Below are 20,158 nucleotides of genomic sequence, written 5' to 3'. Positions count from 1 at the left end.
CCGATACTTCCGGGTACTAGGCTCCGGCCCCTTCAAGGACAGCGATAGGAGCCACAACATCGCGGGCAGGGAACGACGGCGGGTTGACGCCGGCCATTTCCTCCATGACACGGACAACCTGGCATGAGTAGCCGAACTCGTTGTCGTACCAAACGTAGAGTACGAGGTTCTTGTCGTTGGAGATCGTAGCGAGGCCGTCAACAATGCCTGCACGGCGCGAACCAACGAAGTCCGTGGAGACAACATCGGGAGAATCGATGTAGTCGATCTGCTTACGCAAATCCGAGTGCAGGGACATCTCGCGGAGGAAGTCATTGACCTCGTCGCGGGTGGTGCCCTTTTCAAGGTTCAGGTTGAGGATTGCCATGGAAACATCCGGCGTAGGAACACGGATGGCATTGCCGGTCAGCTTGCCCTGGAGTTCCGGGAGCGCCTTGGCTACGGCCTTGGCGGCACCGGTCTCGGTGATGACCATGTTCAGCGCAGCGGAGCGTCCGCGGCGATCGCCCTTGTGGAAGTTGTCGATCAGGTTCTGGTCATTGGTGAACGAGTGCACGGTTTCCACGTGTCCGTGGATGATGCCGAACTTGTCGTTGATGGCCTTCAGCACCGGGGTGATGGCGTTGGTGGTGCAGGAAGCAGCGGTAACGATCTTGTCGTCGTCCGAGATGTCCCGGTGGTTGATGCCGTGGACGATGTTCTTGAGCTCGCCCTTGCCCGGCGCGGTCAGCAGGACGCGGGCAGCACCCTTGCTTTGCAGGTGCTGGGACAGGCCCTCAGCGTCACGCCAGCGGCCAGTGTTGTCCACCACCAGGGCGTCCTTGATGCCGTAGGCCGTGTAGTCAACGGTGGCAGGGTTATCCGAGTAGATGACCTGGACCTGTACGCCGTTGGCGGTAATGGTGTTGGCTTCCTCGTCAACGCGGATGGTGCCCTCGAAGGATCCGTGGACGGAATCGCGGCGCAGCAGGCTGGCGCGCTTGACGAGGTCATTCTCCGCGCCCTTGCGCACGACGATCGCGCGGAGTCGCAGGCCGTGGCCTCCGCCGGCCTTTTCGATGAGGATACGGGCCAGGAGACGGCCGATGCGGCCAAAGCCGTACAGCACGACGTCGGTGCTGGTGCGGTCGTCAGCGCCGCGCTTGCCCACGATCTCAGCAAGCTCTGCACGCAGGTACTCGTCCAGGGAGGCGCCATTGCCTTCTGCCCGGTACTTCTCGGTCAAACGGGCAATGTCAATGGCTGCTGCGCCGAGTTCCAGTTCCGACAGGGCGTTCAGCAGGGGTGCGGTCTCTTCGAGCAGGAGCTCGTGGTTGCTCATCCGGCGGGCAAATCTGTGTGCCTTGAGGATGTTCATGGTGGACTTGTTGATCAAGCTGCGGCCGTGGATGCTGGTGACCACGTTGTTTTCCCGGTACAGCCGGCCGATCACCGGAATCATGGCCTCGGCGAGAGCCTCCCGGCCCATCCACTTATCAAGACAAGAATCTGACGTCTGGCTCACAGAACTACCTTCCTTGGGTCAACCACATACGTCCTCGTATGCAGATGGCAGCGGCCGCCCGGAGTAGTCCTGCGGCACATGCGCCGGCGGGCTTCGGTCCACCCACAGCGCCTTGAACGAGAGCAAAGAAAAATCCGCCGGCTGCGAACGCAGTCCCGGCGGCAGAACATCTACGTTCAGTAACCATTCTAGGGCGGAAGGCGGGAGCATTGGCCGCCCGAAGGCGTGAAATCACTCACACGCCGGTTTTGCAGCAGTCATAAATGGATGGGTCGACCGATACGCCGGGTTCTGTCATCCCCTTCCGTTACCGGAAAAGGAGTGGCGGCCATCCATCTACGAACGCCGTTGCCGACGCCCTCCAGCAGCCTACCCGGACACTCGGGCGGGCAGCCCTCAAACGTGTCCTGTCTGGCCTTGCTCCGGGTGGGGTTTACCTAGCCTCCCCGGTCACCCAGGGAGCTGGTGGTCTCTTACACCACCGTTTCACCCTTACCTGCTGCGGCGCGATGAAACCATCACGCAGCGCAGGCGGTCTGTTCTCTGTGGCACTGGCCTGCGGGTTACCCCGAGTGGGCGTTACCCACCACCCTGCCCTGCGGAGCCCGGACGTTCCTCGAGCCACTTTCGTGACGCGCGACCGCCTGGTCGACCCATCCGCTGTCCAGTCTACCGGCGTTGGGACCGGCCGAAGTCCGGCGGTAATATCGGCTGGTGCTGATTCTGCTTCCGCCTTCCGAAGGCAAGACCCCCGCTGCCAAAGGTTCCGCCATCGAGTGGGAGTCCCTCAGTTTTCCGGAGCTGAATCCATACCGGGCAAAAGTCCTAGAGGCCCTGGGGACGGTCAGCGCGCACGAGGACGCGCTGGCTTTACTGGGCGTCGGAGCCTCGCTGCGGGACGACGTCGAACGTAATACCCGACTCCACGCAGAACCGGCCGCGCCGGCGCACCAGGTCTATTCTGGCGTTCTTTACGACGCCTTGGGCTACAACAGCATGACGCCCACGCAGCGGCGTAAGGCCACCGAATCCATCCTGGTGGTCTCAGCCTTGTGGGGCGCCATCGGCTTTGGCGACCACGTGCCCGCTTATCGGCTGTCCATGGGAACGGCACTGCCCGACGTCGGACGCCTCGCCTCATTTTGGAAGCCGCAGCTGAACGCTGCACTCGCCACGCGCAGCGAAGGAGAGCTCCTGGTCGATTGCCGCTCCAGCACCTACGCTGCAGCCTGGGCTCCCCCGGCGGCACAGACCGTCAATGTCAACGTTTTCAATGAGGCAAACGGCAAGCGCACGGTGGTCAGCCACTTCGCCAAGCACACCCGCGGCGAGCTGGCGCGGCACTTGCTGACCAGGCGCGGCAAAGCCCCGGCAACTCCACGTCAGCTCCTGAAGGCCGCCGGTGAAGTCTGGACAGCGGAACTCGTTGAGGGCACGCACCGCAAGCCCCACGCGCTGAACATCATCCTGTCCAGCTGAGCCCGGGCCGGGAAGGGCGGGGCTAAGTCAGTTCCACTCGGCCGAACGGACCAGGATGACCCCTGAATCCGGGCAGTAAACGATCTCGTCCTCGGCTGCGGCTTTGACCTCGGCAAGGTCGCCGGGGCTGAGCATCATGCCCGAGCCTTCGGACTTGCCGTGGAACAAACGGGCAGCCCCGACACCACGCTTGGCGATGGTCTTCTCGTAAACCGCCAACAATCCGGCATCCAGGGTGTCGGCGAACGCTGCACGTTGACCCCGGACCACGGTTTCTTCGGCAGCGATCTCGGCAATGGCTTCATCCAGCTCAGCACGAATGCTGCCAAATGAGCCCTGGATGTCATCAACGATCGACTGCTGGGCGGCCTGGCGTTCACGCAGTGTGTCCAGGCGCTCCAGGATCTCGAGTTCAACATCCTCAAGGTCCGAGCGGCGCTTATTCAGTGAGGCGATGTCACTTTGGAGTGCCACCAGGTCCTTGGACAGGCCGGTACCGCTGTTAAGCCGTGTTTCGTCACGTTCTATCCGGGTGGCTACCTGCTCCACATCCGCTTCCGCCCTGCGCAGTTCGGCCTCGGCGTCATGGACAGCAACTTTGGCCGCTCCGAGTTCGCCATTGGCGACACTCAACGCATCCGTCAGGTCCGTGATCCTGGGATCCGTTTCCAAGACCTTCCGACGGCCGGCCAACGACTTGAGCTTGGCATCCAGCCCCTGCAGTTCAAGCAATTTCAATTGTTCTGCCGGTGCTGCTTTCGCCACGCTTACCTCCGCTTGTCGCCGCCGGGCCTGGGGATCAGTTCCGGCCGGACGTGCCCCCATTCCGTGAGGGCTGTCCGTATCCTTCTAGACTCTAGTCCCCGCCGGGAGTGAGTATGAAGTCCCAAGGATCGCTGTTGGTGCTGCTGACCCGGATTTCGACGTCGTAACCCTGGTCCGCAAGCACGTTGCCCAGCGCTTCGGCCGCGGCCGGCAACCACAGCCACTCGCTGGCGAAGTGCGAAACGTCGATCAGGTAGGGGCGCCCGTTGCTTGCACCTTCGCGGGCTTCGGAGGCCGGATGGTGGCGCATGTCAGCGGTCACATACACGTCCGCATTGCTGGCCCTGACCGCATCAAGGAGGCTATCGCCGGCGCCGCCGCACACGGCAACCCGCCGCACCAGTCCGTCCTTGTCTCCGGCAACGCGGACACCGCCGGCCACTGCGGGAAGCATTTCGAAGACCTTCGCGGCGAAATCGCCAAGCGTGGCCAGTTCCGAAAGGTCGCCCACGCGACCGATGCCCTCTTCCGGTAAACCATGGGCAGCGGGAGTCAACGGCTCCACATTTTCCAGCCCGAAGGCGTCAGCAAGGACGTCCGAGACTCCCCCCACCGCGGAGTCCCCGTTGGTATGGACGGTCAGGAGCCCGGTTCCGGCTTCGATCAACCGATGGACTGCCAGGCCCTTGGCGGAGGTGGCCGCCACGGAGTTCACTCCCTTAAGGAGTAGGGGATGGTGGGTGATCAGCAGCCCGGCACCCCACTGAATGGCTTCATCTATGACTGCCAACGTGGGGTCGACTGCAAAAAGGACCTTGGTTACGGGAACATTGGGGCGCCCCACCACCAAACCCACTTCGTCCCAGTCCTCGGCCAATGACTCAGGCCAGAGTTCTTCGACGGCCAGCAATACCTGGCCAAGCGTGGGGTCGCCACTGGCCTCAGCTGTTTGGTCCTCTTCAACTGTTTGGTCATCATCGACCGAATCCGCATCAGAAATGCCGGTGTTTGCTGCTTCCATGCTCTTATTCTTCCCTATTTCTTCCCTCCAACGGCGGATGAGGCACTCCTACCACCCGGAGTCCCTGCCGGGTGCCGTAATTCTCCCGTAAGGTGAAGCGGGAATCATCAAGCCCTCCCATCCATTGAAGAGAACATGAAAACTTTCGTACTTGGCGGTGGCTGCTTCTGGTGCCTGGACGCCGTTTACCAGAAAACCCGCGGTGTCAGCTCGGTTGTCTCGGGCTACACAGGCGGCCACGTCCGTAATCCCGATTACTACCAGGTCTGCTCCGGAACCACGGGACATGCTGAAGTGGTGGCCGTAACGTTCGACGAAACCGTCGTCCCCGAAGAGGTCATCCTGGACATGTTCTTTGCCCTGCATGACCCCACCACCCTGAACCGGCAAGGTTATGACGTTGGCACCCAGTACCGGTCCTCGATGTTCTACACCACGACGGAGGAGAAGGTCCTGTTCGAAGAGGCCATTGAGCGCGCACAGGCCCTCTGGTCCGATCCGATTGTGACCGAAGTCAGCCGCCTGCCCGAGTTCCATGAGGCCGAGGAAGTTCACCAGAATTACTACGCCAAATTCCCGTATCAGGGATATTGCCAGGTGATTATTAACCCGAAACTGGCCAAGGCCCGGAAATATTACTCTGCATGGCTTACTGCTTAGCGGTGTTTCGACCCGGCTGGTTAGGCTGACCTCAGCAATCCCTCTTCAGAGATAGGCGTAATTTTCATGGCAAGGATCTACGACGACGTCACGCAGCTGGTAGGCCGCACACCGCTGGTCCGGTTGAACCGGCTTACCGAAGGCCTCGACGCCACGGTTGCGGTCAAGCTCGAGTTCTACAACCCGGCCAACAGCGTCAAGGACCGCATCGGTGTGGCCATTATTGACGCAGCCGAGAAGTCCGGCGCCTTGAAGCCCGGCGGAACCATCGTAGAAGGTACTTCCGGCAACACCGGCATCGCCCTGGCATTGGTTGGTGCAGCTCGTGGCTACAAGGTCATCCTGACCATGCCGGAGACCATGTCCACCGAGCGCCGGGTCATGCTGCGCGCTTACGGTGCCGAAATTGTCTTGACGCCAGGCTCTGAAGGCATGCGGGGCGCCGTCGAGAAGGCCCAGGAAATCGTGGCCAACACGGAGAACTCCATCTGGGCCCAGCAGTTCGCCAACGAAGCCAACCCGGCGATCCACCGTGCCACCACCGCTGAGGAAGTCTGGGAAGACACCGACGGCGAAGTGGACATCTTTGTTGCCGGCGTTGGCACCGGTGGAACCATCACCGGCGTCGGGCAGGTCCTCAAGGAACGCAAGCCGGGCGTTCAGATTGTCGCTATCGAACCCAAGGACTCCGCCATCTTGAATGGTGGCGCTCCGGGCCCCCACAAGATCCAGGGCATCGGCGCCAACTTCGTACCGGAAATCCTGGACACCAACGTTTACGACGAAGTCCTCGATGCCACGCTGGAAGATTCCGTCCGCGTTGCCCGTGAACTCGGTGCCCGTGAAGGTATCCTTGGCGGCATTTCTTCCGGCGCCATCGTGTGGGGTGCCCTTGAGCTGGCCAAGCGCCCCGAGAATGCCGGCAAGTTGATCGTTGCGGTCGTCTGTGACTTTGGAGAGCGTTACATCTCCACTGTGCTGTTCGACGACATCCGCGGCTGAGCCTTAGCCCGCTCACCTTCATTTCCTGTAGAAAGGTCTTTGTGAGCTTCTTCGCAAGGCTTAAGGAAGACCTCGATGCCGCCCGGTCACATGACCCGGCGGCTCGAGGCTCTTTTGAGAACTTTTTCGCATATTCCGGCCTGCACGCCATCTGGGCCCACCGTGTGACGCATCGGCTGTGGCAGAATCCTGCCCTTCGTTTTCCTGCACGCTTGATCTCGCAGCTGGCCAGGTTCCTGACGGGCATCGAAATCCATCCCGGCGCGACCATTGGTCGACGGTTCTTCATCGACCACGGCATGGGCGTGGTGATCGGGGAAACCGCCGAAATCGGCGAGGACGTGATGATCTATCACGGTGTAACGCTCGGCGGACGTTCCCTGGCCAAGGTCAAACGGCACCCGACCATTGGTGACGGCGTCACTATCGGCGCAGGCGCAAAGGTCCTCGGCCCTATCACCATCGGCGCCGGCAGTGCGATCGGCGCCAACGCCGTGGTGGTCAAGGACGCGCCACCGGAATCCATCATCACCGGCATTCCGGCCACCTGGCGGCACCGCGATGCCAGGTCCGAAACGAAGCCCGCTGTGGACCCCGCAGAGTATTACATCGAGTACCGGATTTAGCCCGCAAGTCTCCTGTATAAATTCCAGAAGACTACATCGAAGGCTCGATCCGGAAGGAATTTTCGCAGTGCCAGGACGCTCCAGGCTCCCCTGCCCACCGGGTAGCGGGTCCTGGGGCGTTTTGCCGTTGCAGCCCTCACAATGACGTTCGCGACAACACGCGCGGGTGTCGACAAGACGTGCCCTTCTCCGGATGTCGATGCCAGAGCGGCAGCCACCACATGAGCCTGCTGCTGGTAGGGCCCATCCCCTGACGTGGCCAACAGCCCCTCTCCCGCAATGGTGCCCCATTCGCTGTTGGTCCCGGACGGTTCAACGATCACGACGTCGATGCCGTGCGGCGTCAGTTCCAGGCGCAGGGAGTCACTCATGCCCTCTACGGCGAATTTGCTCGCGTGGTACCAAGAGCCCAGCGGCTCATATATTTTTCCGCCAATGGAGGTGACATTGATGATCCGTCCTGAACGGACCCTGCGCATGCCTGGGATCACCAATTGCGTCATCCTTGCCAGACCCATGACATTGACCTCCAACTGACGCCTGCCTTCAGCCAACGGAACTTCCTCGAGGGACCCGTACGAGCCATAGCCGGCATTGTTCACCAGCACATCAAGGTGCCCGTGAGCCTCTTCCACCAGCGCCACCGCCGTTGCCATGGATTCTTCCGACGTGACATCCAATGACAGGACAGTGATGCCGTGGCCCTTCAGCGGCTCCATCTTCTCCAGGCGACGCGCTCCGGCGTAGACCGTGAACCCGGCGTCACGGAGGGCGATGGCCGTATCAAAGCCGATTCCTGTGGAGGCTCCAGTGACCAGCGCGACGCGGGATCTCTTCACGGTTCTCCTTCTGTTCAGGTACGGCAAAGGCCGGCCTCCCCCAGCGTAGCTGGGTTAGACCGGCCCTTGGCGTGAAGCTGATGTTAGTGGGTGTCCACTGCAGAGATCTCGGACTTGTCTTCGCCCCACAGGGTGTGGAACGTGCCCTCGGTGTCAACACGGCCGTAGGTGTGTGCACCGAAGAGGTCGCGCTGGCCCTGGATCAGGGCAGCAGCGACGCGCTTGCGGCGCAGACCGTCGTAGTAGGCCAGCGAGGAGGAGAACACGGGTACCGGGATGCCCAGCTGGACAGCGGTAGCAACTACGCGGCGCCACGCCGGGAGTGCCTCGGCGATTGCCTTGGTGAAGGCCGGGGCGAACAGCAGGTTTGCGGGCTTCTCCTCGGCTGCGTAGGCCTTGGTGATGTCCTTGAGCAGCTCTGCACGGATGATGCAGCCGGCACGCCAGAGCGAAGCGATTTCATCCAGCTTGAGGTCCCAGCCGTACTCCTTGGCAGCGGAGGTCAGCATGTCCAGGCCCTGGGCGTAGGAGACCAGCTTGGAGGCGTAGAGTGCCTGGCGGACGTCCTCGACGAAAGTCTCGGGGATTTCCACGGAGGCTTCTTCGCCGGCGAGCAGTTCCTGGCCGAGCTTGCGCTGTTCGGTCTGGGAAGACAGTGCACGGGCAAAAACGGACTCGGCGATGCCGGAGACCGGCGAACCGAGTTCCAGGGCGGAGATGACCGTCCAGCGGCCTGTGCCCTTCTGGCCTGCAGCATCGACCACGACGTCCACGAACGGCTTGCCCGTCTTGGCGTCAACGTGGCCCAGGACCTCTGCAGAGATTTCGATCAGGAAGGAGGACAGATCGCCCTTGTTCCATTCCGCGAAGATCTTGGACTGCTCTGCGGGCTCGATGCCGGCGCCGGAGCGGAGGAGGTCGAAAGCTTCACCAATGACCTGCATGTCGGCGTACTCAATGCCGTTGTGCACCATTTTGACGAAGTGGCCGGCGCCGTCGGTGCCGATCCAAGCGCAGCAGGGTTCGCCGTCGACCTTTGCGGAGATCTTTTCCAGCAGCGGGCCAAGGGCGTCGTAGGACTCGCGCGAGCCGCCGGGCATGATGGACGGGCCGTTCAATGCGCCCTCTTCGCCACCGGATACACCAACGCCCACAAAGTGCAGGTCCTTCTTTGCCAGGGCAGCTTCCCGGCGACGGGTGTCTTCGTAGTGGGAGTTGCCAGCGTCGATGATGATGTCGCCGGCCTCGAGCAGCGGTTCGAGCTGCTCGATCACGTTGTCAACGGGAGCGCCGGCCTTGACCATGATGAGGACGCGGCGGGGCTTTTCGAGGGAGTCTACGAGTTCCTGCAGCGTTTCCGTGCGGATGAAGTCGCCGTCCGTGCCATGCTTTTCGAGCAGGGCGTCAGTCTTTTCCACGGAGCGGTTGTGGAGAGCCACGGTGAAGCCGTTGCGGGCGAGGTTGCGGGCCAGGTTGGCGCCCATCACCGCAAGGCCGGTGACACCGATGTGTGCTGACATCAAAACTCCAATTCGTTCGTGTACAAACAGTCCGGCCTACCCCCTTGGGCAGGCAGGAAGCGATTTCAAAACCAGGGGCTGTAATAAACCATACGTATTAAGACCGTGGGCGGGAAAGCGGTGCCCACGTTGTGGAAGTTTCCCGCGTCATAAACAGTCTATGATGGGCGCCGGATTCCACAGGCGTGCGGACGGGCAAATGACAACCGGCCCGGCACGCAGGCGTCCTCGGCGCCACTATGCTTACCTCTATGTCAACCAGCCTCCACCACCGCGCCGTTGAGCATCTGGGAACCCGGATTGTTGGCGGCGCCCTTCCTACCGGCCACGTGATGTTGGCCGAGCACCTGGAAGATGAGCTCAAGGTTTCCCGCTCGGTAGTCCGTGAAGCTGTGCGCGTTCTGCAATCGCTGGGCCTGGTAGAGACCATCAAGCGGGTGGGCATCAGGGTCCTGCCTGCGCACCGCTGGAATCCCTTTGATCCCTTGGTCATTCGCTGGCGGCTGGCCGGCGAGGGGCGTGGCGCCCAGTTGAGGTCGCTCGCGGAGCTGCGTTCCGCCGTCGAGCCTGTTGCAGCCGAACTGGCCGCAGGCAACGCTCCGGAAAGCCTCCGCCAGGAGCTCGTCAGCATTTCGCTGGCCATGAAAGAAGCAGGAGATGCCGGCGACATGGCAAAGTTCCTGGACCTTGATATTCGCTTCCATGCCTTGGTGTTGTCCGGCTCGGGCAACGAAATGTTCGCCAACCTCATTGGCCAGGTCACAGAGACCCTCACCGGGCGTACGGTGCACGGGCTCATGCCGGAGCACCCCCAGAAGCAGGCGCTCCAGTGGCACATGGACGTCGCCCACGCGATCGACGCCGGCGACGGTTCCGCGGCTCGTGACGCCGCAGCGAAGATCATGCGGCAGACTATCGCCGAACTCGCACCCAGCTGGGATGACCAGCCCCGGGTCTTTGTCCCGGTCTCCAACAACTAGCCGTTCCTACCCGAAGTTCAGCAGGACTTTTCCGGACACCGCGGAGTTCTTCGCTACTTCAAAGGCTTCAAGGCCATGGGCCAGACCGAATTCGTGGGTTATCACAGGGTCCACAAACAGCGAGCCGTCGGCCAGCGCCGAAATAACGTGGTCTATTTCGTCATTGAAGCGGAAAGATCCCAGGAGTTCCAGCTCCCGGGTGATAGCCAGCGAAATAAGAACCGGCTGCGGGCCTGACGGCAGAAGCCCGACCATCACCACTTTGCCTCCCCGCGTTGCGCCCTTGATGGCCGACGCGAGACCGTGGTGACTGCCCGAGGACTCAATGACGACGTCGGCATCAACTGCCGCGATGGCCTTGGCATCGTCACCTTTGAGGACTTCATGGGCGCCTGCAGCGCGAGCGATTTCCAGCGGCTTGTCATGCATGTCGACGGCAACAATGCTGGCCGCACCGGCACGCTTAAGGACCGCGACGGCAAGCGCACCGATGGGCCCACTGCCGATGACCAGGGCCTTTTTTCCCTTGACGTCCCCGGCGCGGGCCACTGCGTGCCAGGCGACGCTGGCCGGTTCCACGAGCGCAGCCGTGCGAAGGTCCAGGCTCTCCGGCAGCGGCCGGAGCATCCTGGCGGGCAGGTTGGCGTATCGACTGAACGCGCCGTCAGTATGTGGATAGCGGGCGGCACTGCCCAAGTACGTGCAGCCCGGGGAGAGATTCGGCCGGTCCTGTGGATACCTGGCATCTCCGGGCGCGGGCGTCGCTGGATGGACGGCCACCGGTGTTCCCACGCCAGGGCCGGAACCATCGGCTGCCTGTTGGAGGACCACTCCCACAATCTCGTGACCAAGGACCATGGGCTCCTTGAGGATCGACTCACCCGCTGCGCCGTGCAGCCAGTAATGGAGATCGGAACCGCAGATCCCGCCGTAAGCGATCTCGATGATCGCTTCATCTGGTGCGGGCGTGGTCAAAGGAATGTCCTCGATCCGGAGATCACCCTTGCCGTGGGCTACTACAGCCGGGCCTGAGACCGGGAGGTTGATGCCCATCAGACCACCACCGTCATTCCGCCGTCGACGAAGATCGTCTGGCCGTTGACGAAGTTCGAAGCCTGGGAGGCCAGCCACACCACCGGCCCGGCGAGATCAGCCACTGTCCCCCACCTGTTCGCCGGGGTGCGGCCAAGGATCCAGGAGTTGAAGTCGGAGTCGTCCACCAGGTTTTGGGTCATTTCCGTGTGGATATACCCTGGCGCGATGCCATTGATCTGCAACCCGGACGCGGCCCACTCAGCGGTCATGGCCCGGGTCAGGTTTCGAAGACCGCCTTTGGCCGCCACATAGGGTGCGATGGTGGGGCGGGCCAGGTCCGTCTGGACCGAACAGATGTTGATGATCTTCCCTTGTCCCCGGGGGATCATATGCCTGGCCGCTTCCCTGCCCACTAGGAAAGCGCTGGTCAGGTCCGTGGTGATCACCCGGTCCCAGTCCTTGACGTCCAAATCAAGCATGGGCACGCGGTGCTGGATCCCGGCGTTGTTGACCAGGATGTCCAGCGGCCCTACATGCTCCTCGATCCAGGCGACTCCCTCAGCGGCGGACGTGGCGTCCGTGACGTCGAAGGTGCGGCTGTGAACCTGGGCGGCGGGATAGTCGGCAGCCATGGCTGCGTGGGCAGCTTCCAGCCGTTCCGGGTTGATGCCGTTCAACACCACCGTGGCCCCGGCATCGGCCAACCCCCTGGCCAAGGCATTGCCTATTCCCCTGCTTGAGCCTGTCACCAAGGCAACCCGCCCGGTCAAGTCAAAAAGTGCGCTCATGATTATTGTTCATTCCTTCCAGGAGTTGCGCAGCTTATGTTGCTGCTCGTCGCTGCGGGGGTCCGGCTGAGGTTTGCTATGGTTTGACGGACGACGGCAAGGTCCTGGTCGCCCAGGCCCTGGCGTTTGAGTTCTGCGTAGAGTTCAGTGGCGGCGGATGCCATGGGAACGGCGGCACCGACGGCTGCCGCGCTGTCCAGGACAAAGCCAAGATCCTTATGCATGAACTTGGCGGGGCCTGTGGGCGCATAGTCCTTGGCTGCCAGCCTGGGGCCAATGTTGTCCAGCACCCGGCTGCCGGCCAGCCCTCCGGAGAGGACGTCAAAGAGGGCCTCCACATCCATGCCGGAGCGTTCGGCGAGCTCGGCAGCTTCGGCAAGTGCCGCCGTCGTGGTTCCGACGATCAATTGGTTGCAAGCCTTGGCCAGCGACCCTGATCCCAGTGCCCCCATCCGCCTTACAGTGGTTCCCATGGCACCGAGCAGCGGTTGGATTGCTGCGAATTGGGCTTCAGTGGCTCCGACCATGATGGCCAACGTCCCCTCCTTCGCACCCGCTGTGCCTCCGCTGACCGGCGCATCCACCACCACGGCGTTGCCGCCGCTTGCGGCGTGGACTGTTTCAGCGAAGTGCTGTACCGCCGTGGGCGAGACGCTGCTCATGATGACGACGGCGGTACCTGGCTTTGGCGGTTCGTTCCGCCATGATTCAAGCAAGTCCGCTGCGGCTTCTTCGATAAAGGGCAGATCGGGGAGCATGAAGATGATGGCATCCTCATGACGCAGTTCCACAACGTTTTCTACCCGTTGGACCGTGGGAAGCTCTTCGAAGACGGCATGGGAACGGTTCCAGGCGGCGACGGTCCACCCGGCCCTGACGAGGTTGCCGGCCATGGGTGCTCCCATGAGTCCGAGGCCTACAAAACCTACGCGCTGATTGGTCACCGTAGTTGACACCTCACTTCTTTGTGGTCATCTTAGTAAATTCTGTTCAATATCCTAGCCGCCATTCAGTATGATGAACACCATGACGACTGATGAACTGACCATCGCCATCGCTGTGCCGCTCGAAGCAGAGCACGTAGAGCTGATCCGCGCTGTAGATCCCTCCGTAACAGTTCTCTACGATCCCGAGCTGCTCCCCCCGGAGCGCTTCCCGGCCGATCATGCCGGCGACCCCGCTTTCAAGCGGACGCCCGAGCAGGAGGAACGTTACTGGGCAATGCTGAACCGGGCTCAGGTTCTTTACGGCTTCCCCAACGAAAGCCCCGCCGGCCTGGCGCGCATCGCTGCGGAGAACCCGCACCTGGCGTGGATCCACGCCATGGCCGCAGGAGCCGGTGGAGCGGTCAAGGCTTCAGGCCTGGATACCAAAACTCTGCAGAAGTTCCACGTCACCACCTCAGCCGGAGTCCATGCACTACCCCTGGCCGAGTTTTCCGCATTCGGCATCCTTAACGGATTCAAGCGCAGCGCAGAGATGGCACAGGACCAGGCCGCCAAGTTCTGGCCCGAGCTGCGCACCCCCACAAAGCTGGCCAATGGTTCCAAGCTGGTCATCGCGGGCCTGGGTGAGATCGGGCTGGAAACAGCACGGATTGCGCGGGCTTTGGGCATGAAAGTCAGCGGCACCAAACGCAACGTCGGGGCCATCGAGGGCATTGATGAGGTCACCGATAACGACGGTCTGCCCGGATTACTCGCCGACGCCGATGCTGTGGTGAACACCCTTCCCGGCACCCCCTATACGGAGAAGCTGTTCAATAAGGACATCTTCAACGCCATGAAGCCGGGCACCGTATTCGTCAATGTGGGTCGCGGAACAGTGGTGGATGAGGATGCTCTGCTCGAAGCGCTGGACAATGGCCAGGTTTCCTATGCATGCCTTGACGTCTTTGCCGTCGAACCCCTCACCCAGGACAGTCCGCTGTGGAGCCACCCCCGGGTGCTGGTGTCCCCGCATACATCCGCCCTGAGTACGGCTGAGAACCGTCTCATCGCAGAACGGTTCCGCAGCAACCTGCGTACCTTCATGGCCGGCGGCGAGCTACCCCACCTGGTGGATCCCATCCATTTCTACTAAGACTCATTCCGCCCCTCGTGGGCTGACGGAGGTTCAGTGCAAAGGCGCGGCCAAGGCAACTTGGCCGTGCCTTTGTTGTGTCGACCGGCGTAGCATCGCCACATGAACGCCTCGGAGATGCCTCAGCGCACGGTGGTGCGCCTCTTTCCGGACTACGGGGATACAGTCCTCTGGCTGGATGTTCCGATCGAGTACTCTCTCACCGGGTTGACCGAGGGACTGGTGCATGAGCTCCGGAACTGGGAGCAGTTCTACTACGATTCCTTGACGCGGGACTTCACGTGGAAGTCAACGGAAAGAGCTGCCAAGTACACCGTAGAAGGTCAACGCCTGGCCCAACGTGTTGCTGATGAGCTGGGCGACGGCTATGAAGTGGAGTTCAAGCCCTACGAGGAAAACGCCCGGGCACACCGGTTCCGTGGGACGAAGGCGCCCAACGCCACCGCCGTTGCTGCCTTCGACGCCCTTGCAGCTGCGGCACAGGCAGGGAAGGAGAGAGCCTCCCGCGCCCTTGCCACCCGCCCTGCCGGTGAAGGTACGGGATGGTTTGCCACTGCTCCTCTTTCGGGCAAAGTGTTCAGACCGACGCGGGCCGAACCGGAATAGAACGTAGAAGTCATTCGTGACGAAAGCAGCGCGGCCCCCTCCGAGTCGAGGGTGCCGCGCTGCCATTGTTGTGCCGGGACGCTACTTGGCGTCTTCCGTGCTGACGAGATCGCGCCCCGCCGTCTCCGGAGTGAAAAAGGTGGTGACGAAGGAGATGAGCGCCAGCACCAGGGAGTAGATGGCCAGTACAAGCCATGAGTGGTTGGTTGCCGCCAGCATCAACGCACCCAGCAGTGGCGCGAGTCCTCCAGCCAGGACAGCCGAGATCTCCCGGCTCATGGCCACACCGGTAAAGCGGTATTGGGAACCGAACAGTTCCGGCAGCAGTGGGCACTGGGGGCCGAGCATTGACTGGACACCGATGGCGATACCCACGGCCATGACAACCCACACCAAGGTGACGTTGCCCAAGGTGACCAGATAGAAGGCAGGAACGGCGATGATGGCCTGGAACAGGGCGCCGTAGCGGTACACCGGAACGCGGCCGAACTTGTCGGACAACGCGCCGAATGTCACCACCAAGACCGCCGCGAAGCCGGCGGCGATCAACAGGCCCACAGGGCCAATCGAGTTGTTACCGGCGAAGACACCAGCGGGCATGCTCATGAACGACACCAGCAAGGCCGAATAGATGGAGGAGTTGCCGTTTTCTCCCATACGGAGTCCGATGCCAAGGAGCACATTCTTCTTGGAGTGCTTCCACAGCGCACCGATGGGGTTCTTGACCACGTTCTTGTGCTTCTCCAACTCTTGGAAAGCAGGTGTTTCCTTGAGCTTGAGACGAATGAAAATGGCCACGGCAATCAGGATGAAGCTGGCCAGGAACGGCACACGCCAGAGCCATCCCTGAAGGACAGACTTGTCAGCCATGGCGATCAACGCAAATGTCCCTGCGCCCAGGAGCGTGCCCAACTGGATGCCAACGAAAGGCAAAGAGGCGTAGAAACCACGACGACGGCGCGGCGCGACTTCGGAAATCAGCGTGGTGGCCCCTGCCTGCTCAGCGCCGGCACCGAGGCCCTGGATGATCCTCAAGGTCACCAGCAGGACCGCCCCGAGCATCCCGGCCTGCTCGAAGGTTGGCAGCAACCCAATGGCGAAGCTTGCGGTACCCATCAAGGCAATAGTCAGGATCAGGACCATTTTCCGGCCGAACCTGTCGCCAATGTAGCCAAAGATCAACCCACCAAAGGGGCGGGCGGCGAAACCGACGCCATAAGTGGCGAAGGAAGCGATCAGCGCACCATCCGGGCCGAGAGGGGAAAAGAACAACGGGCCAAAGATCAGCGCGGAGGCCAGCCCATAAATATAGAAATCGTAGTATTCCAAAGCTGAACCCACGGAACTGGCCAAGGTGGCCCGGCGCAGCTGTTCCGGTGCGACCACAGCATCGTCAGCCTCAGCCGCAATCTGTGTATTAGTACGAGTTATCACAAGCACTCCCTCAAAATCACCCCAGGCCCCCGTTGGCCCGGCGAGATAGTGATGGCATCACCGCCAAGATCACTATGATGAACAGCGTACAGCTTGTTGAACTATGTGCCAAGGTTGAAATCAGATTTATATATTCTGGACACTCAGCGAGCCGCGCTATCCCATTGGGTTTCCCAGGGAACGGGCCAACTCCTTAAGCTCCTTGACCATCAGCGCACCCTGCTCTTCTGAGTAGGTGGCCTTCAACGCAGTCACCGAGAGGCCAAGGCTTGGACCGTGGGCTCCGTGGGTGGGGACGGGCACAGCGAGGCACACCACACCCACTGTTGACTCTTCATCCTCGAAAGCAAACCCTTGCTTTCGGATGGTGATTATCTGGGACTTGAGTTCCTCGGCAGTGCGTAGCGAGTTGGCTGTCATGACCGGCAGTTGCATGCCATCGGGAAACATTGCCTCAATATCGTGATCATGCAGCTGCGCCAGCAGGGCTTTGCCAACGCTGCAGAGGGAAACGGGCATCTTGTCGCCGATGTTGGACGTCAGCCTTACCGCCGGATGCCCCTCGTACCGGGCCAGGTAGATGACATGGTCGCCATCGAGCATGGCTATGCGCACGGTCTCACCTGAAAGTGTGGGCGCTTGCTCGCAGTACTTGTAGAACTCTTGTACCTCGTCCAGGCGGCTTAGGTAGGCAGCACCGAGCTCAACGAGCTTTCGACCCAAGGCAAAGTCCGCACCTTGCCGGGTGATGAGGCGCGCTTCTTCAAGGGCCAGCAAGAGATTTGACGTCGACGATTTAGGGATGCCTAGTTCGCGGGAAAGATCGCTCAAGGTCAAACGTCCCGACGGAGAACCTGCCAATGCCTCAAGAACCGCGGCGGCGCGGGTTACAGCTGGCGCAGGCGACGAAGCACCCAGCCCTTCAGAACGGGTAGTGCGGGAATCGGCCATGATTCTCCTTCGTCAGTACGATCTTCGCGTTCATTCCGCTGAACACTTCCCATCATAGTGGCAGCTGACTGAGCCCTCGAGGCCTCAGCCAGCCCAATCCGCTACATGTTCCGGTAGCTTGGAATGCTCCGCTTTCCAAACCCAAAAGTTCGCTGTATATTCATCTTCGAGCTCTCCACCGCGGCATCCCCCAATAGTCGTGGTGGAGAGCTCATCCATTTCCCGGGAAAGCTAAGCCGCGGCCACTTCTTCGCCCCTGAGGCACCAGCCCCCGCCTGCACCATCCCGCACCAGCTCCCACGTGGCGATGCTGGACCGGACATTGTTTCCCAAACGAACCTGGACCTGCCAGACCTCCACATCCACGCGGCCTTGTCCCCGGGGCATTCGCCTCGATTGCTCCCACCAGGAGACACGCTCAAACCAGCGCACGGGCTCCACCACGATCCGCCATTCACGGCTGCCCCTTAGGACGACCAACGGTGTGCCTTGCGCGCTGCTACGGATATCTACGTGCTCCATGGAGAAGACCCTAAAGGCGGGCCCAGACATTAAAAGGACGCGCTGCAGGCGGCGCTTGCGCAATAAAAAAACCCCGTCAACCAGCCGTAAGGCTTGGATTGACGGGGTTTCCCTTGGTGGGTCCTACCGGGATCGAACCGATGACATCCACGGTGTAAACGTGGCGCTCTACCAGCTGAGCTAAAGACCCTTGGTGCAGTTTCAGTGCCTCAGCGCTTCAACCAACGAACAACGACTCTACATCATCAATTGCTGGAAACACCAATCGGCGGATTCCCGTCTGAAAGATCCGGCAGATTCCGGGCCAGATAGTCCAGGGTGCCGCTGACTCCGAGCTCCAGCTTCAGGGTGGCGAAGTTATCACCCCGGGTAGCTCCCCGGTTGATGATGACAACAGGCTTTTCGGCCTTGGCGGCATGGCGCACAAAGCGAAGCCCGCTTTGCACCGTCAGGGACGAACCAGCTACCAGAAGGGCTTCGGCGTGATCAACCATGGCATAAGCGCGCTCCACCCTCTCCTTGGGAACGTTTTCGCCGAAGTAAACGAAATCGGGTTTAAGTGTTCCCCCGCACCTTGGGCAAACAGCCATGATGAATGAAGTGATGAGCTCGGGATCCTCAACGGTTGCGTCCGCATCCGGAGCCATTTCCACCAGCCCGGACTCCGAGGCAGCTTCGAGGAACCCTGGATTAATCTCCTCCAGGATCGCTGCAACGAGCCCCCTGCTGAAGATATGACCGTTCTCGAGGCAGACCACCTGGTCAAAACGCCCGTGCAGATCCACCACATTAACGCTGCCCGCGTCCTCATGGAGCCTGTCCACATTTTGGGTAATGAGGCCGGTCAAAAGACCCCGCCGCTCCATCAGGGCCACGGCGGCATGTCCTGCGTTGGGGTCCGCATGCCTGAGATGCGACCACCCCAGATGGTTCCGGGCCCAATAGCGCCTGCGGTTGGCCTCACTGCCGATGAACTCCTGGAAGGTCATCGGATTCCGCGGCGCGGAGCCCGGTCCCCGATAGTCGGGAATTCCGGAATCGGTACTCAGCCCCGCGCCCGTCAATACGGCCAGTCGTTTGCCGCTAATAATGCCGACGGCCTGCCGGACGGCGGTAAGTTCATCAGCGCCTAGCTGTGTCACCGGCGCGGGGGCCAGGCTGGCAAAACCAGTCATGCCCACACCGGGCCGGACGGAGCTCATGCCTGCCGCCGACCCAAGGCCGTGAGAGCACGGCGATATTCAGCAAGGTCCCTCGCTTGGCCCCGTGGATTGACCACCACGTACCGGATGACCCCGGCGGCGTCGATGATGAACGTTCCCCGCAAAGCCATACCGCTGTCGTCGTCGAAAACTCCGTACGTCCTGGCTACCGCACCATGGGGCCAAAAGTCGGCCAGCAGGTCAAAGCCATAGCTTTCCTGTTGGGCGTAGGCGCGAAGCGTGAATTTACTATCTACGGAGATCGCAAGAACAACGGCGTTTGAATCTTCGAACGCCGCAATGTTGTCGCGAATCTCACATAGTTCACCGGTGCAGATCCCGGAGAACGCGAAGGGGTAAAAAACGACGACTACATTGCTGCCCCGGTAATCCGACAGGCGGACGGGCTCGCCGAACTGATTGACCAGCTCGAAGTCCGGGGCAAGCTGGCCCGGCTGCGGAATCACCGCTGGAGCCTGCACCAGTGAAACCTCGGTCACTTGTTCTTCTTGGGCACCAGTCGGGTTGCACTCCAGTCCTTCGACACCCCGGCAGAGGTGGTGAGGTGCAGTCCGGATGTGGGGGCCGCATCCTGGATGTCAGCCGGGGAGACATAGTTGTCGCGGCCCGACTTGGGAGTCAGCACCCAGACAACTCCGCCTTCCTTCAGCGTGGTGAGCGAGTCCATGAGGGCATCAACAAGATCGCCGTCGCCATCCCGCCACCAAAAGACAACGGCATCTACTACGTCGTGGTCGTCTTCATCCAGCAGCTCAGAGCCCGTGACATCTTCAATGTCGTCACGTAAGTCGAAGTCGACGTCGTCGTCGTAGCCGCGCTCCTGAATCAGATCCCCATCTTTGAAACCCATTCGTTCCGCCACATTTACCGATGTGGCGGCGTCGGCCTCGCTCACGTTTCCTCCTTTTGAAGTGACTTCCATTACTAACAGCCAACACCCTTTGGGCGTGTGCTTCAAGCCATTGTCCCTGCCACGGGCCACATTCCGCATTACCGGGGGTGTTTCGCGGCCGTGACAGTGACGTGCTTTCCGTCACGCAGGGCAGCAAGATGTGACATACAACGCCCCTCGGGCCCCACGGCTACGCATCGCGGCGCAGTGAAAGCTAGAGTGGCCATGA

At 61.4% G+C, this 20,158-nt stretch carries 21 protein-coding genes, 1 tRNA gene and 1 other RNA gene; 7 read left to right on the top strand and 16 right to left on the bottom strand.

What is annotated here, in order from left to right:
* Positions 1 to 16 precede the first annotated feature (16 nt).
* Together M1D51_RS09005 and rnpB are read right to left on the bottom strand one after the other, a co-directional pair.
* Positions 17 to 1,468 carry a glyceraldehyde-3-phosphate dehydrogenase gene (locus M1D51_RS09005; RefSeq protein WP_458109257.1) on the bottom strand — a complete coding sequence of 484 codons (1,452 nt, stop codon included), beginning with the start codon at positions 1,466 to 1,468 and terminating at the stop codon, positions 17 to 19.
* Positions 1,469 to 1,768: 300 nt separating this feature from the next.
* Positions 1,769 to 2,160, bottom strand: an RNA gene (gene rnpB, locus M1D51_RS09000) — RNase P RNA component class A.
* Positions 2,161 to 2,218: 58 nt separating this feature from the next.
* On the opposite strand from rnpB, the gene M1D51_RS08995 reads away from it, so the two are divergent.
* Positions 2,219 to 2,983 (top strand): YaaA family protein, encoded by a 765-nt coding sequence (locus tag M1D51_RS08995; protein WP_458109256.1) that lies wholly within the window; start codon positions 2,219 to 2,221, stop codon positions 2,981 to 2,983.
* 27 nt (positions 2,984 to 3,010) lie between these two features.
* Here the strand turns inward: M1D51_RS08995 and M1D51_RS08990 are convergent, their stop codons facing one another.
* Positions 3,011 to 3,748 carry a zinc ribbon domain-containing protein gene (locus M1D51_RS08990; RefSeq protein ID WP_458109255.1) on the bottom strand — a complete coding sequence of 246 codons (738 nt, stop codon included), beginning with the start codon at positions 3,746 to 3,748 and terminating at the stop codon, positions 3,011 to 3,013.
* Between the two features lie 91 nt (positions 3,749 to 3,839).
* Complete coding sequence (locus tag M1D51_RS08985; RefSeq protein ID WP_458109254.1) at positions 3,840 to 4,769, bottom strand: Nif3-like dinuclear metal center hexameric protein; 930 nt, start codon at positions 4,767 to 4,769, stop codon at positions 3,840 to 3,842.
* 135 nt (positions 4,770 to 4,904) lie between these two features.
* Between M1D51_RS08985 and msrA the strand changes: the two genes are divergently transcribed.
* The 3 genes from msrA (at position 4,905) to epsC (ending at position 7,057) form a co-directional block, all read left to right on the top strand.
* Complete coding sequence (gene msrA, locus M1D51_RS08980; RefSeq protein WP_089595334.1) at positions 4,905 to 5,429, top strand: peptide-methionine (S)-S-oxide reductase MsrA; 525 nt, start codon at positions 4,905 to 4,907, stop codon at positions 5,427 to 5,429.
* Positions 5,430 to 5,495: 66 nt separating this feature from the next.
* Positions 5,496 to 6,431: a cysteine synthase A gene (cysK, locus tag M1D51_RS08975; protein WP_024817121.1), complete on the top strand. Its 936-nt coding sequence runs from the start codon at positions 5,496 to 5,498 to the stop codon at positions 6,429 to 6,431.
* Between the two features lie 41 nt (positions 6,432 to 6,472).
* Complete coding sequence (gene epsC / locus M1D51_RS08970) at positions 6,473 to 7,057, top strand: serine O-acetyltransferase EpsC (protein WP_017200619.1); 585 nt, start codon at positions 6,473 to 6,475, stop codon at positions 7,055 to 7,057.
* On the opposite strand, the gene M1D51_RS08965 is transcribed toward epsC, so the two are convergent.
* Together M1D51_RS08965 and gndA are read right to left on the bottom strand one after the other, a co-directional pair.
* Complete coding sequence (locus M1D51_RS08965; RefSeq protein WP_458109253.1) at positions 7,054 to 7,896, bottom strand: oxidoreductase; 843 nt, start codon at positions 7,894 to 7,896, stop codon at positions 7,054 to 7,056. The two genes, epsC and M1D51_RS08965, sit on opposite strands and share 4 nt — an antisense overlap.
* Before the next feature lie 83 nt (positions 7,897 to 7,979).
* Positions 7,980 to 9,416: an NADP-dependent phosphogluconate dehydrogenase gene (gene gndA / locus M1D51_RS08960; protein WP_014922062.1), complete on the bottom strand. Its 1,437-nt coding sequence runs from the start codon at positions 9,414 to 9,416 to the stop codon at positions 7,980 to 7,982.
* A 251-nt stretch (positions 9,417 to 9,667) separates the two neighbouring features.
* Between gndA and M1D51_RS08955 the strand changes: the two genes are divergently transcribed.
* Positions 9,668 to 10,396, top strand: coding sequence for a FadR/GntR family transcriptional regulator (locus M1D51_RS08955; protein ID WP_172322470.1), 729 nt, complete (start codon positions 9,668 to 9,670; stop codon positions 10,394 to 10,396).
* 6 nt (positions 10,397 to 10,402) lie between these two features.
* On the opposite strand, the gene M1D51_RS08950 is transcribed toward M1D51_RS08955, so the two are convergent.
* From M1D51_RS08950 to M1D51_RS08940, 3 genes are read right to left on the bottom strand one after another with little or no spacing between them, the layout of a single operon-like run.
* Positions 10,403 to 11,449, bottom strand: a complete 1,047-nt coding sequence (locus M1D51_RS08950; RefSeq protein WP_458109252.1) for an L-idonate 5-dehydrogenase — start codon at positions 11,447 to 11,449, stop codon at positions 10,403 to 10,405.
* Entirely contained in the window at positions 11,449 to 12,219 is a 771-nt protein-coding gene (locus M1D51_RS08945; protein WP_458109251.1) for an SDR family oxidoreductase, read from the bottom strand. The genes M1D51_RS08950 and M1D51_RS08945 overlap by 1 nt, the downstream gene beginning before the upstream one ends.
* A 2-nt stretch (positions 12,220 to 12,221) precedes the next feature.
* A complete protein-coding gene (locus M1D51_RS08940; RefSeq protein ID WP_458109250.1) occupies positions 12,222 to 13,163 on the bottom strand; it encodes an NAD(P)-dependent oxidoreductase in 942 nt (313 codons plus the stop codon).
* Positions 13,164 to 13,233: 70 nt separating this feature from the next.
* Here M1D51_RS08940 and M1D51_RS08935 point away from each other — a divergent pair, with 70 nt between their 5' ends.
* The gene (locus tag M1D51_RS08935; protein WP_458109249.1) at positions 13,234 to 14,301 is read left to right on the top strand and encodes a D-2-hydroxyacid dehydrogenase; all 1,068 of its coding nucleotides are present in this window, start codon (positions 13,234 to 13,236) and stop codon (positions 14,299 to 14,301) included.
* 102 nt (positions 14,302 to 14,403) lie between these two features.
* Positions 14,404 to 14,907: a hypothetical protein gene (locus M1D51_RS08930; protein ID WP_458109248.1), complete on the top strand. Its 504-nt coding sequence runs from the start codon at positions 14,404 to 14,406 to the stop codon at positions 14,905 to 14,907.
* An 81-nt stretch (positions 14,908 to 14,988) separates the two neighbouring features.
* On the opposite strand, the gene M1D51_RS08925 is transcribed toward M1D51_RS08930, so the two are convergent.
* The 7 genes from M1D51_RS08925 to M1D51_RS08895 all read right to left on the bottom strand — a co-directional run bounded on the left by M1D51_RS08925 (position 14,989) and on the right by M1D51_RS08895 (position 19,932).
* Positions 14,989 to 16,347, bottom strand: coding sequence for an MFS transporter (locus tag M1D51_RS08925; protein WP_458109247.1), 1,359 nt, complete (start codon positions 16,345 to 16,347; stop codon positions 14,989 to 14,991).
* A gap of 150 nt (positions 16,348 to 16,497) precedes the next feature.
* Positions 16,498 to 17,292: an IclR family transcriptional regulator gene (locus M1D51_RS08920; RefSeq protein ID WP_172322464.1), complete on the bottom strand. Its 795-nt coding sequence runs from the start codon at positions 17,290 to 17,292 to the stop codon at positions 16,498 to 16,500.
* A 231-nt stretch (positions 17,293 to 17,523) separates the two neighbouring features.
* Positions 17,524 to 17,814 carry a hypothetical protein gene (locus tag M1D51_RS08915; RefSeq protein WP_458109246.1) on the bottom strand — a complete coding sequence of 97 codons (291 nt, stop codon included), beginning with the start codon at positions 17,812 to 17,814 and terminating at the stop codon, positions 17,524 to 17,526.
* A 114-nt stretch (positions 17,815 to 17,928) separates the two neighbouring features.
* Positions 17,929 to 18,004, bottom strand: a tRNA-Val gene (locus M1D51_RS08910).
* A 55-nt stretch (positions 18,005 to 18,059) separates the two neighbouring features.
* Positions 18,060 to 19,016 carry an NAD-dependent protein deacetylase gene (locus M1D51_RS08905; RefSeq protein WP_458109245.1) on the bottom strand — a complete coding sequence of 319 codons (957 nt, stop codon included), beginning with the start codon at positions 19,014 to 19,016 and terminating at the stop codon, positions 18,060 to 18,062.
* Positions 19,013 to 19,516 carry a peroxiredoxin gene (locus M1D51_RS08900; RefSeq protein ID WP_458109244.1) on the bottom strand — a complete coding sequence of 168 codons (504 nt, stop codon included), beginning with the start codon at positions 19,514 to 19,516 and terminating at the stop codon, positions 19,013 to 19,015. Before M1D51_RS08900 ends, M1D51_RS08905 begins: the two co-directional genes overlap by 4 nt.
* Positions 19,513 to 19,932, bottom strand: a complete 420-nt coding sequence (locus M1D51_RS08895) for a DUF3052 domain-containing protein (RefSeq protein WP_026542347.1) — start codon at positions 19,930 to 19,932, stop codon at positions 19,513 to 19,515. The genes M1D51_RS08900 and M1D51_RS08895 overlap by 4 nt, the downstream gene beginning before the upstream one ends.
* Between the last annotated feature and the right edge of the window lie 226 nt (positions 19,933 to 20,158).

This window comes from Arthrobacter sp. R3-55 (genome assembly GCF_054161505.1).
Note: the sequence above shows the minus strand (reverse complement) of the source record. Positions and strands in the feature narration are given on the sequence as shown.